Raw genomic sequence first — 13,560 nt, forward strand, 5'->3', positions numbered from 1 at the left:
TTATTTATCAAAAGAATAGAAAAAAGTTGTTTTTACATCAAAAAGTTAAAGAAAGTGTTATTTTAAAAGCAAAAGGCTTAATTTACAAATCCAAATCAAACCGTCTGATTTTGATTTAGGATTAAAAGAAAACAGAGGGTGTTTTCTATCAATTCATAACTTCATCTTCTATCGCAGGAATTTTGCAAGAAAGAAGGCAGGAATACATATTAGCATTTTGCAATTAATACCATATATTTGCCGAACATTTTGAAACCACAAACAATATTATACAGCAATAAAGAAAGCTTATAATCATGAAACAAGAACTTTTTAACAACAAAACAAAAGCAGAGGATTACCAGCGACAGCCCAAACAGTTGGGCTTGTATGAGGCATCCCATGAGCACGATGCCTGCGGAGTAGGCATGCTGGTCAATATCCAGGGAGGAAAATCACATGAACTGGTAGAATCAGCATTGAAGGTACTGGAAAACATGCGCCACCGTGGAGCGGAAGGGGCGGACAACAAAACCGGAGACGGCGCCGGCATCATGCTGCAGATACCGCACGAATTCATTCTGTTGCAGGGCATTCCCGTTCCCGAGAAGGGAAAATACGGCACCGGCCTGCTTTTCCTTCCCAAAGACGGAAAAGACCAGGCTGTCATCTTGAGCGTCATTATCGAAGAGATTGAAAAGGAGGGATTGACCCTGATGCATCTGCGCAACGTGCCCACTTGCCCCGAAATATTGGGAGAAGCGGCTCTTGCCAACGAACCGGACATCAAGCAAATTTTCATCACCGGATTTACGGAAAGCGAAACCGCCGACCGCAAACTCTATATAATAAGGAAAAGGATAGAGAACAGAATACGCAAGTCGGACATCCCCACCCGCGAGGATTTCTACATCGTCTCGCTCTCTACGAAGAACATCGTCTACAAGGGCATGCTCTCTTCCTTGCAGTTGCGCAACTACTTCCCCGACCTCACCAACAGCTACTTCACCAGCGGACTGGCATTGGTGCACTCCCGTTTCAGCACCAACACTTTCCCCACCTGGGGACTGGCACAGCCTTTCCGCCTGCTGGCACACAACGGCGAAATCAATACCATCCGCGGCAACCGCGGCTGGATGGAAGCCCGTGAGAGTGTACTCTCCTCTCCCGCCTTGGGAGACATCCGGGAGATACGCCCCATCGTGCAACCGGGCATGAGCGACAGTGCCTCGCTGGACAATGTGCTCGAGTTTCTCATCATGTCAGGCCTGAGCCTGCCGCACGCCATGGCCATGCTCGTGCCGGAATCTTTCAACGAAAAGAATCCCATCAGCGAAGATTTAAAAGCTTTCTATGAATACCACTCCATCCTGATGGAGCCGTGGGACGGACCGGCGGCACTGCTTTTCAGCGACGGGCGCTATGCAGGCGGCATGCTCGACAGAAACGGACTGCGCCCTGCACGCTACCTGATTACGCAGGGCGGCATGATGGTAGTGGCCAGCGAAGTCGGCGTGATGGATTTCGAGCCGGGAGACATCAAGGAAAAAGGACGCCTGCAACCGGGCAAGATACTGCTTATAGACACCGAGAAAGGCGAAATATATTATGACGGCGAACTGAAGAAACAACTTGCCGAAGCCAAACCATACCGCACTTGGCTGGCCGGCAACCGCATCGAGCTGGACGAACTGAAAAGCGGTCGCAAAGTCTCCCATAGCGTGGAGAACTACGACAGCATGCTGCGCATCTTCGGCTACTCCAAAGAAGACGTGGAACGGCTGATTGTCCCGATGTGTACCATCGGTGCCGAACCCATCAACTCCATGGGCAATGACACCCCGCTGGCAGTACTCTCGGACAAGCCGCAACTACTGTACAACTATTTCCGCCAGCAGTTTGCCCAAGTCACCAACCCTCCTATCGACCCGATACGCGAAGAACTGGTAATGTCGCTGACCGAGTACATCGGAGCCGTAGGCATGAACATACTGACACCCAGCGAAAACCATTGCAAGATGGTGAGGTTGAACCATCCCATCCTGAACAACGCCCAGCTGGATATTCTCTGCAACATCCGGTACAAAGGCTTCAAGACCGTGAAACTGCCCCTGCTCTTCGAAGTGGCAAAAGGGTGCCAGGGATTGCAGGAAGCATTGGCAACCCTCTGCAAGCAGGCGGAAGAATCCGTCAACGAAGGAGTGAACTACATCGTGCTTTCCGACCGCGACGTAGACGCCACCCATGCCGCCATTCCGTCACTGCTTGCCGTGTCGGCGGTACACCACCATCTTATCTCCGTGGGCAAACGGGTGCAGACGGCACTGATTGTAGAAAGCGGCGAAATCCGCGAAGTGATGCACGCCGCACTGCTGCTGGGCTTCGGAGCCAGCGCACTGAATCCGTATATGGCTTTTGCCGTCATCGACAAACTGGTGAACGAAAAGGAAATACAGCTCGACTACGCCACTGCCGAAAAGAAATATATCAAGTCCGTCTGCAAAGGCTTGTTCAAGATTATGAGCAAGATGGGCATCAGCACCATCCGTTCTTACCGGGGCGCGAAAATTTTCGAGACCGTAGGACTGAGCGAGGAGTTGAGCAATGCCTACTTTGGCGGACTGAGTTCACGCATCGGAGGCATACGCCTGGATGAAGTGGCACGCGACGCCATCGCCTTCCACAAGGAAGGGATGGAGGTTCTTAAAAAGAAGGGGGAAGCGGAGTTATTGCCGAACCGCGGACTGTATGCCTTCCGCAAGGATGGTGAGAAGCACGCCTGGAACCCGGAAACCATCAGCACACTGCAACTTGCCACACGCCTGGGAAGCTATAAGAAATTCAAGGAGTTCACTGCCATGGTAGACAGCAAGGAATCTCCCATCTTCCTGCGCGATTTCCTCGACTTCCGCCGCGCTCCTATCAGCATAGACCGGGTGGAACCGGTAGAGAACATCGTACAGCGCTTTGTCACCGGCGCCATGTCCTACGGCTCCATCAGCCGCGAAGCCCACGAAGCCATGGCTATTGCCATGAACAAGCTGCATGGCCGGAGCAATACGGGCGAAGGAGGCGAAGACCGGGCACGCTTCATGCCGCGCGAAGACGGCACCAATCTGCGCAGCGCCATCAAGCAGGTGGCCTCAGGACGTTTCGGTGTCACCGCAGAATATCTGGTGAATGCGGACGAAATACAGATAAAGATTGCCCAAGGCGCCAAGCCGGGCGAAGGTGGGCAGCTGCCGGGCTTCAAAGTGGATGAAGTGATTGCCAAGACACGCCACTCCATTCCGGGCATCTCGCTGATTTCCCCCCCGCCCCACCACGACATTTACTCCATCGAAGACCTGGCACAGCTCATCTTCGACCTGAAGAACGTGAACCCACGGGCAAAAATCAGCGTGAAGCTGGTGGCAGAAAGCGGTGTGGGCACCATTGCCGCCGGTGTGGCAAAGGCAAAGGCCGATTTGATAGTCATCTCGGGTGCAGAGGGCGGTACGGGAGCCTCTCCTGCATCATCCATCCGCTATGCCGGCATCTCGCCCGAACTCGGCTTGAGCGAAACGCAGCAGACACTGGTGCTGAACGGCCTGCGCGGACAAGTGATGCTGCAAGTGGACGGACAGCTCAAAACAGGCCGCGACATCATACTGATGGCAATGCTCGGAGCCGAAGAATTCGGTTTCGCCACCAGTGCCCTGATTGTACTGGGTTGCGTAATGATGCGCAAATGTCACCAGAACACCTGCCCCGTAGGGGTGGCGACACAGAACGAAGAACTGCGCAAACGCTTCCGCGGACGCAGCGAGTATCTGGTGAACTTCTTCACGTTCCTGGCGCAGGAAGTACGCGAATACCTGGCGGAAATCGGTGTGGAACGCCTGGATGACATCATTGGACGCACAGACCTTATCGTCCGCAAGCCGGATGACGGAATCAAGAAACATCAGTTGATAAGCTTCGACAAACTACTGGCACGCGTAGACAACGAAGCCGCCATCCGCCACGTCACCGACCAACAGCATGGCATCGACCATGTGAAAGATGTAGAGATGCTACATGCCGCCGCCGAAGCCGTAGAGAACCAGAAGGAAATCTCGCTGGAGTACACCATCGCCAATACCGACCGTGCCTGCGGCGCCATGCTCTCTGGTGTCATTGCCGCAAAATACGGAGAAAAAGGGCTGCCCGAACATACGCTGAATGTGAAGTTCAAAGGCTCCGCCGGGCAGAGTTTCGGGGCATTCCTTGTCCCGGGTGTCAACTTCAAGCTGGAAGGCGAGGCCAACGATTATCTGGGCAAAGGTCTGAGTGGCGGACGCATCGCCGTCCTGCCCCCGGTACGGAGCAACTTCGAGGCGGAGAAAAACACGATTGCAGGCAACACCCTGCTTTATGGCGCCACAAGCGGTGAAGTTTACATCAACGGCCGTGCAGGCGAGCGCTTTGCCGTCCGCAACTCCGGTGCCACAGCCGTAGTGGAGGGTGTAGGTGACCACTGCTGCGAGTATATGACCGGCGGGCGCGTGGTAGTACTCGGACAGACGGGACGCAACTTTGCCGCAGGCATGTCCGGCGGTGTGGCCTACGTATGGAACCGGGACGGCAACTTCGACTATTTCTGCAATATGGAAATGGTGGAACTGAGCCTCATCGAAGAGGCCTCCTACCGCAAGGAACTGCACGAGCTCATCTGCCAGCACTACCTGTACACCGGTTCCAAACTGGCACGCACCATGCTCGATGACTGGCCACGCTATGCCGACCAGTTCATCCAGGTAGTCCCTATCGAATACAAAAAAGTGCTGCAAGAGGAGCAGATGCAGAAATTGCAACAGAAGATTGCAGAAATGCAACGCGATTATTGAATCGCGAATTAATAATGAAAGAATGAAAGACTGAGGAAATTCCCCTTTCATTCTTTAATTCTTTAACTTTTTAATTTGTTCATCATGGGAGATCCAAAAGCATTCCTCAATATCCCCCGCCAAGAGGCGGGTTACCGTCCGATACACGAACGTATCACAGACTTCAGCCAAGTGGAACAGACACTGAACAGCCACGACCGCAAGCTCCAGGCCTCGCGCTGTATGGACTGCGGCGTACCCTTCTGCCACTGGGCATGTCCGCTGGGCAATAAAGACCCGGAATTCCAAGACGCGCTCTACCGGGGCAAATGGCACGAAGCCTATCAAATACTGAACAGTACGAATGATTTTCCGGAATTTACGGGACGCATCTGCCCTGCCCTTTGCGAGAAGTCGTGCGTACTGAAACTCTCGTGCAACGAACCGGTCACTATCCGCGAGAACGAAGCCGCCATTGCCGAGGCTGCTTTTCGCGAGGGCTACATCACCCCCCTCCAGCCCGAACGCAACGGAAAGAAAGTAGCCGTCATCGGCGCCGGCCCTGCCGGATTGAGCGTTGCCGTACGGCTGAACGCCAAAGGTTACGAAGTTACCCTATTCGACAGCAAACCGATGCCGGGAGGACTGTTGCGTTACGGCATCCCCAACTTCAAACTGGACAAAGCCGTCATCGACCGCCGCATGAAAATCCTCAAGGCCGAAGGAATCTTGTTCAAGATGGGAGTCCATGTCGATGTACAGAAACTGCCCGTCGGATTCGATGCCTACGCCATTTGTACCGGTACGCCCACCGCCCGCGACCTCTCCATTCCGGGCAGGGAGCTGAAAGGCATCTACTTTGCCCTCGACATGCTGGCACAGCAGAACCATATTCTGGATGGAGATACCTTCCCGAAAGACCAACTCGTCAACGCCCGCGGCAAACGGGTACTCGTCATCGGCGGCGGCGATACCGGGTCTGACTGTATAGGCACCAGCATCCGCCAGGGAGCCGTCAGCGTAACCCAGATTGAAATTATGCCCCAACCGCCCATAGGACACAACCCGGATACTCCCTGGCCGCAATGGCCCGTCGTACTGAAAACCACCAGCAGCCACGAAGAAGGCTGTACCCGTCGATGGTCCCTCGCCTCTACCCGGTTCATCGGGAAGAATGGCAAGGTATGCGGTGTGGAAGTGGAAGAAGTGGAGTGGCTTCCGGCAACAGACGGTAACCGCCCTACCATGAAATCTACGGGTAAGAAAGAGGTCATCGAAGCCGATATGGTGCTTCTTGCCATGGGTTTCCTCAAGCCCGAGCAACCGAAGTTTGCAGAGAACGTATTCGTGGCAGGCGATGCCGCCCACGGCGCCAGCCTCGTAGTACGTGCCTTGGCCGACGGACGACGAGTGGCAACAGAAATAGACCGTTACCTCGAACCTCTAAAAGAAAACAAGAAATGATTTCCCTTTCTTTAATTTTTAACCTTTAATTTTTAATTCTCATGTGTGGAATAGCAGGAATCTTCAACATACAGTCTCAAACTCCTGAGTTGAGAAACAAAGCGCTACGGATGGCGCAGAAAATCCGTCATCGCGGACCGGACTGGAGTGGTATCTACGTAGGCGGCTCCGCCATCCTCGCCCACGAACGCCTCTCCATTGTCGACCCGGAATCCGGCGGACAACCCTTATATTCACCCGACCGCAAACAGGTGCTTGCCGTCAATGGCGAGATTTACAACCATCGCGACATCCGTGCCCGCTATGCCGGAAAATACGCCTTCCAGACAGGTTCCGACTGCGAAGTCATCCTTGCCCTTTACAAAGACAAAGGCATCCGCTTCCTCGAAGAGCTGAACGGCATCTTCGCCTTCGCCCTCTATGATGAAGAAACGGACGATTACCTCATCGCCCGCGACCCCATCGGCGTAATCCCCCTTTATATAGGACGCGACAAGGATGGACACATCTACTTCGGCAGTGAGCTGAAAGCCCTTGAAGGTTTCTGCGACGAGTATGAGCCTTTCCTTCCCGGCCACTACTACCGTGGGCGCGAGGGCAAGATGCACCGCTGGTACACCCGCGACTGGATGGACTATGCCGCTGTGAAGGACAACTACACTCCTGCCGCCGAACGTAATGCCGCGCCGGCTTCGATAGGCCGGACAGCCTACAGCACACAAGTCACGGCTGTGCACGACGCACTTGAAGCCGCCGTACAGCGCCAGTTGATGTCCGACGTCCCCTACGGTGTCCTGCTCAGTGGCGGACTCGATTCTTCCGTCATCTCTGCCATCGCCAAGAAATATGCCGCCAAACGCATCGAGACAGACAACAAGGCAGATGCCTGGTGGCCACAGCTCCATTCCTTCGCCGTCGGCTTGAAGGGTGCTCCCGACTTGATTAAAGCCCGCGAAGTGGCCCGTCATATCGGTACCGTGCATCACGAGATAAACTATACCGTTCAAGAAGGCCTCGATGCTGTCCGCGACGTCATCTATTTCATTGAGACTTACGACATAACCACTGTCCGCGCCTCCACCCCCATGTATCTGCTGGCGCGTGTCATCAAAAGCATGGGCATCAAGATGGTACTCAGCGGCGAAGGTGCAGACGAGGTGTTCGGCGGTTACCTTTACTTCCACAAGGCGCCCACACCGCAAGCCTTTCACGAAGAAACCGTGCGCAAGCTCTCCAAACTGCATCTGTACGACTGCCTCCGTGCCAACAAAAGCCTTGCAGCCTGGGGAGTGGAAGGACGTGTCCCCTTCCTCGACAAAGAATTCCTGGATGTTGCCATGCGCATCAATCCGGCAGTCAAGATGTGCCCCGGCAAGGAGATAGAAAAGAAAGTAGTCCGCGAAGCCTTTGCCGACATGCTCCCTCAGAACGTTGCCTGGCGGCAGAAAGAACAGTTCTCCGACGGTGTGGGCTACAGTTGGATTGATACGCTGAAAGCCGTCACTGCCGCCGCCGTCAGCGACGAGCAGATGGCACATGCCGCCGAACGCTTCCCGATACATACCCCACAAAACAAGGAAGAGTATTACTACCGCACCATCTTCGAAGAGCATTTCCCCAGTGAAAGCGCGGCCCGGAGCGTTCCCAGTGTGCCCAGTGTGGCATGCTCCACCGCCGAAGCACTGGCATGGGACGCCTCTTTCCAAGGAAAGAACGACCCCAGCGGACGGGCAGTAGCGGGGGTACACGAAGAAGCATACAAGGATTAAAAAAAGAGCTGCCGACAGATTTCCTGCCAGCAGCTCTTCTCATTTTTTATTTATCAAATCCTATCGGACTAAAACATCATTGTCTGTCCACCAATCACACCTGCCACAGCACTCGCTACGGCAATAATAAGTTTCAAAATCACATTCCACGTTTTCTTCATAAAGATTATCCATTATCTGATTAATAATTCATAGCTACTGTTATCCCAGTGGATTCTCACCTTGGTCTCCATCCGAATCCGAGCCTCCTCCTTCCGAACCGGAGCCGCCATCTGTAGAAGTCTTCCCCTTAAGATAATCATCCAAACTCACCAAATCCAGCCTCTCTCCAGCGCGGGTAGCAGCCTTCGATATCTTCAGTTCCCTATTCGCCTGAAAACAGATACGGACGCTCTCCACACTCTTGGCTGTCACGTCATCAGCCTTTTCCTCACCTTTCGATTTGGCTGCCAGTATAAAAACACCCAGCCCGGCTATATTAACCGTCTTTCCTTCCAGCAACTGCTCTTTCAGCTTTTCCACAAAGTTCTGCATCGTACTCTTGATGTCACCGATAGACAGAGAAGAGCGGTCCTGCATCTTCTGTGCAATAAACGCCAAATCCACGCTTTGCCCCAATGTTACCAACTGCGGATAATACTTCTTGGGAGAGTTTTCAACCCTGGGGTCCGACGGTCTCTCCACCGTCCTGAAAATTACACTCATACTTTTTTTTCTTTAGAGATTTAAATTCGTTTTCCTATTCACACGTTTCGTTGATCAACGATGCAAAGGTGAGGATTAAAAACTATGTAGCCAAAGAAAAAAGGTGCTTGGGAGTAGTTTTTCTGAGAAAAGTGATAAAGTGCTATAAATCAACAAAAAATGTAAGCACTCAATTTAGGGCATCCCCCTTCGAAAGGGCACTTTTCAGTGCCCTAAACCGAGTTTTGTTAATTAATTAGTCTTGAATTTAACATTGGCTGGTAGCCAAAGTGATTTTGTCAGGAACCATGTTAACATAATCCCTGCATCCGTTAAAGATATTTTTGAAAAAAGTTCCGATGAAGTTCCAGACAGAACTGCCATGAAGCTTTACCGTTCCAATCACACTATGATATGTTGCAGCCATCCCAGCACCGGCATCACTACCATAATGAAGTGAATTATTACGTTGGGTAGTCAGCTTTCGAATGGTTCGCTCTGCCAGATTGTTGTCTATAGGTAATTCACCATCATCCAAGTAGGCAAAAATCTCTTTCCAGAACCGGTTCAGATAATTGAGAGCTTCCCTATAATACTGACTTCTAAATTCTGAATCCTTTGACAGTTCACTGTCCAACTGACTGCGCAATTCTATCAGGAGTTCCTTCGTTTCCAGACTTTGCCTTTCCCGAAACCTTTCTTTTGGAGTTAATCCGGCATCATCGTATTTACGCTCCCTCATAAAGAACTCCTTTAAAATTTCGGAAAAGCGTTCTGCAGTCGGTTCACCACCCTGATTGGAAGCCTTGACAAACTTGTTTTTGGCATGAGACATACAAACTTGGTGTACAGTATCTTTAAAACGGGCTGATTTCAGATCATTGCCGATAAACACATAAGCATTGTATCCGTCGGACATGATACTCTTCAATTCTGCATCACCCAAAAAGTCTGTAAGTACCTCACGACCGCGCGAGCCATTCTCATAGAAGAAAATGGCTGTTTTCCGAGCCTTGTTGACCAGAACCCAAATATAGCACTTCTTATAGTGATCATATTTACGCACCTTACACCAGGTCTCATCGCAGTTCACTATCGAGTCTTTTTCCAAAGCTATGGACTTCAATACACAGACCAATTCATCCAGGTATTTCTTGCCTTTCTTAAGCCAGTTGCGCAATGTGTTTTTAGAAACGGTCATGCCCATATCTGTCAGCCATTGGTGAAGAAGACCGAAAGTCACATTCTTCACATAAACTTCATAGGCGATAGCCTGCAGAAATTCAGGAGTAGCTTTAGTACCCTCGAATCTGGTCACCACCTCCGGATGGCCTTCAGAAGGGAAATAACCCCACCTGGGCTTTTTACCAGGCTCTGCATAATGAACCATCTCAAAACATTCTTCCGTAAGGAAAGTACGGAAACTGAACACCCGTACCATTCTCCTTTCAATGATGCGACCGGGAACCTTTGTCAAGTCAGAAGGATGCTCTATTACTTCTCCGGATACTCCCGTCGTTTTATAACCGTCAGGACGATTGGACAAATCACGGCCTTTCCCGGAAGGCTCTTTAACCTCCGGTGATTGGACATGACCAACCGAATCCGTGCGAAGCGTATCATCGGTTCCATCATAATCATCCTTCTCCTTGTTCCGGTCTGAATCACCCGTCTTAGCTTTAGATTTGATCTTTTGACGTCGATCACCAAAACGTTCCTGATGGGCATAATCAAGTCTTTCCTGAAGTGATTTAATCTTACGTTCAGCCGATTTGCGAAGTTTATGCTCTTCTGACAACCGATTCTCAAGGTCAGCATGTTTCGATTCCATAGAGGACACCTGATCCTTCAGATCCTTCATCTGAGCCATAAAATCCTCCAAAACAAGCTTCATGGCATCACTTGTCAACCGAAGATCCTGATTCTGTTCGGCAAGGTATTGTATGTACCGCTCTTTCTGATCCTCTGCCATACCTGCACTATAATTTATAGGGCTGAGTGAGCAGGTTGCCCTACTCAACAACTCTCGTTTTGTTGTAATTATATCTTGCAGATCGATCATACTTAAACCTTTGATTTACAGCATTAAAGGTAATAAAATAATCGCAAAAACGCAAGTGGACAAATAGATTAATTATCTGATTTTTAATGTTTTAACTATAGGATTCTCAAGAATCAAAACCACGTCCTTCCAGTCAATCCGATAAACAGTATCTGCCCCGTTCCGCTCTACTTTCATGAACTGATAGCCTGCTACAAACTTCTTTTCGAACAGACTATATGAACGATTATCAAATGAAAACATACGGACTATCCTGCGATTTCGAGACATGACTATAAAGACGTCTCCATCATTGGGCTCACGGTGAAGCCGTTCACGAATGACAGACAACACACGGCTGTGTTTACAACGCATATCGGTAAAATCACGGACATAATAAAAATGATTCAGACCGGTAACACTCAACATAACCCCTCCAACTGCTCTACCATACGAACCAAATCCTGGTAGCTTAAATTCTTTTGGGACAAATGCAAGCCATTGCTGATACGAATCCCAACCCAAATACGAACCGGGTGATCATCTCTGCTTGGTGATACCGGTTGAGGTTGATCACTAGCCCTGGATTTTTCCTCATGACCAATTGCAGGAGCACCATCAACCTGGACTTCAACTACTTTTTTACGGGTATCCTTGTACCATTTCTGAAAGATGTTATAAGGAACTTTGTTCTTAACGCAAAACGATTGGAGAGATTCTCCATGAGGCAAAGCCTCGGTCTGGTATTGAAAGTAAAACCTTTCAAGATCTTCACTGCTATACATAAATTCTAAAATTTTTGTTCGCAGCGAAGATAGAGGTTGCAATCAATAGCCATTTTTTGACTGCTTACACAAAAAATATTTCTACAATATACAATTCTTCATTTCATCTACTATGTATCTCACATCCTCATCCATCACATAAGGACCGCTCGGCAAGCAAAGACCACGCTTGAACAAGCCCTCACTGACACCATTCACATAGGCAGGATTAGCCGCATAAACCGGCTGGAGATGCATGGGCTTCCATAAGGGACGGCTCTCGATACCGGCTTTATCCAAACAAACACGCATGGCCTCCACATTACGGTTAGGCTCACAAGAAGTATGGGCATTCACTGACTCATGAGTAACACCCGCAGCACCACCAACGGCACCTTTCACTGTCTCACGGTAGGCATCCTCCTCACCTCTCACATGCAGATTCCCGTCAAGCAGTACCGTGTTCAGCCAATAGTTGCTGTCATAACGTCCGGAAGGATTCTCATGAAGCGTGATTCCCTCCACATCGGCCAACAGCTCACGATACAGACCGCACAGATGCTTATGGTGTGCTATGTGCTCATCCACCACCGTCATCTGGCCGCGACCGATACCCGCACAAATGTTACTCATGCGATAGTTATAGCCTATCTTCTCATGCTGATAATAAGGATAAGCCTCACGTGCCTGTGTGGCATAGAACATAACCTCCTTCTTTGCCTCCGCATCCGGACAAATCAAGGCACCGCCACCGCTGGTGGTTATCATCTTGTTGCCATTGAAAGACAGCACACCATATTTGCCAAACGTACCACAAACCCGTCCTTTGTACCTACTGCCGAAACCTTCCGCAGCATCCTCAATCACCGGAATGCCATACTTCTCCGCCACAGCCATTATTTCATCCAACTTGGCTGGCATACCATATAGATAAACCGGGACAATAGCCTTTGGTTTCTTACCAGTTTTAGCGATGCGGTCTTTGATTGCCGCTTCCAGCAGCTGCGGATCCATATTCCAGGTATCCCCTTCTGAGTCCACAAACACAGGAGTAGCACCCAGATAAGTCATAGGATGGCTCGATGCGCAAAACGTAAAACTCTGCACCATCACTTCATCACCCTGTCCCACTCCACAAGCCACCAAAGCCAAGTGTACAGCAGCCGTACCGGCAGACAAAGCCACCACATGCTTATTCTCACCTACAAAAGCCTCCAAATCCTGTTCAAAGCCGCTTACGTTCGGACCGAGTGGAACCACCCAGTTCGTATCGAAAGCTTCTTGTATGAAGCCCATCTCCTTGCCGCTCATGTGAGCGAGGCAAAGATAAATTCTCTTATCCATAAAATATATGTGATTATTCTAATGATTCGATTTCCTCACGTAGTGGGGAATAAAAAGGAAAGAAAGGATTTTATAAATCTTTCCCAAGCACTGTGTAAATGATGATTTTGATGTCATTCCAAAAAGACCAACTATCCAAATATTCAATATTTATCCGCACTTTGTCCGGAAACAAAAACTCATCATTATATTTTTGAGGTTCCTTCTGTTCTGCCAATAATTCTTCCTCGTTCCGATACTTTAAACTTGCGGGGCCGGTAATGCCGGGTTTTAAGAGAAGTATTCTCCGATGCTCCCCCTCAAGCCTATCAGCATAACCGGGAACATCGGGACGAGGGCCAACGAAACTCATGTCACCAATCAACACATTCCATAACTCCGGCAATTCATCCAATTTATATTTCCGGAGTACTGCTCCTAACGGAGTGATACGACTCTCTCCTTTTACAGAAATGGAACTTCCAGAATGGGCGACAGTCATTGAACGGAACTTATACATCGTAAACAACCGCCCATATTGTCCAACTCTTTTCTGTTTAAATATGACAGGACCTCCGGGCATCTTGATACGAATCAAAATGCTGATTATAATTAAAACCGGGAATAAAAAGATTAAACCGAAGAGTGATGCACCACGGTCAAAGAGAGATTTGATAAACATTCAATCT

The 13,560-nt window shown here is 50.0% G+C and carries 10 protein-coding genes; 3 read left to right on the top strand and 7 right to left on the bottom strand.

Translation table 11 applies throughout. The annotated features are described in order from the left end of the window. Positions 1–293: 293 nt before the first annotated feature. From gltB to asnB, 3 genes are all read left to right on the top strand, one after another. Positions 294–4,847, top strand: a complete 4,554-nt coding sequence (gene gltB, locus NQ510_RS15390; protein ID WP_369904459.1) for a glutamate synthase large subunit — start codon at positions 294–296, stop codon at positions 4,845–4,847. Positions 4,848–4,931: 84 nt separating this feature from the next. Then, complete coding sequence (locus tag NQ510_RS15395) at positions 4,932–6,290, top strand: glutamate synthase subunit beta (protein WP_005827613.1); 1,359 nt, start codon at positions 4,932–4,934, stop codon at positions 6,288–6,290. Between the two features lie 41 nt (positions 6,291–6,331). After that, entirely contained in the window at positions 6,332–8,059 is a 1,728-nt protein-coding gene (gene asnB / locus NQ510_RS15400; protein ID WP_034525537.1) for an asparagine synthase B, read from the top strand. 68 nt (positions 8,060–8,127) lie between these two features. Here asnB and NQ510_RS15405 read toward each other — a convergent pair whose 3' ends face one another. The 7 genes from NQ510_RS15405 to NQ510_RS15435 all read right to left on the bottom strand — a co-directional run bounded on the left by NQ510_RS15405 (position 8,128) and on the right by NQ510_RS15435 (position 13,553). Further along, a complete protein-coding gene (locus NQ510_RS15405; RefSeq protein ID WP_005837261.1) occupies positions 8,128–8,220 on the bottom strand; it encodes a smalltalk protein in 93 nt (30 codons plus the stop codon). Positions 8,221–8,260: 40 nt separating this feature from the next. Further along, complete coding sequence (locus tag NQ510_RS15410; protein ID WP_005827604.1) at positions 8,261–8,764, bottom strand: HU family DNA-binding protein; 504 nt, start codon at positions 8,762–8,764, stop codon at positions 8,261–8,263. Between the two features lie 247 nt (positions 8,765–9,011). After that, a complete protein-coding gene (gene tnpC, locus NQ510_RS15415; RefSeq protein ID WP_005827600.1) occupies positions 9,012–10,805 on the bottom strand; it encodes an IS66 family transposase in 1,794 nt (597 codons plus the stop codon). Positions 10,806–10,877: 72 nt separating this feature from the next. Then, entirely contained in the window at positions 10,878–11,213 is a 336-nt protein-coding gene (tnpB, locus tag NQ510_RS15420) for an IS66 family insertion sequence element accessory protein TnpB (protein WP_005827599.1), read from the bottom strand. Beyond that, positions 11,207–11,569: a hypothetical protein gene (locus NQ510_RS15425; RefSeq protein WP_005827598.1), complete on the bottom strand. Its 363-nt coding sequence runs from the start codon at positions 11,567–11,569 to the stop codon at positions 11,207–11,209. The genes tnpB and NQ510_RS15425 overlap by 7 nt, the downstream gene beginning before the upstream one ends. An 81-nt stretch (positions 11,570–11,650) precedes the next feature. Beyond that, a complete protein-coding gene (locus NQ510_RS15430; RefSeq protein WP_005827597.1) occupies positions 11,651–12,892 on the bottom strand; it encodes a DegT/DnrJ/EryC1/StrS family aminotransferase in 1,242 nt (413 codons plus the stop codon). A 70-nt stretch (positions 12,893–12,962) separates the two neighbouring features. Then, entirely contained in the window at positions 12,963–13,553 is a 591-nt protein-coding gene (locus NQ510_RS15435; RefSeq protein WP_005827596.1) for a sugar transferase, read from the bottom strand. Between the last annotated feature and the right edge of the window lie 7 nt (positions 13,554–13,560).

Source organism: Bacteroides uniformis, assembly GCF_025147485.1.
Lineage (GTDB): Bacteria > Bacteroidota > Bacteroidia > Bacteroidales > Bacteroidaceae > Bacteroides > Bacteroides uniformis.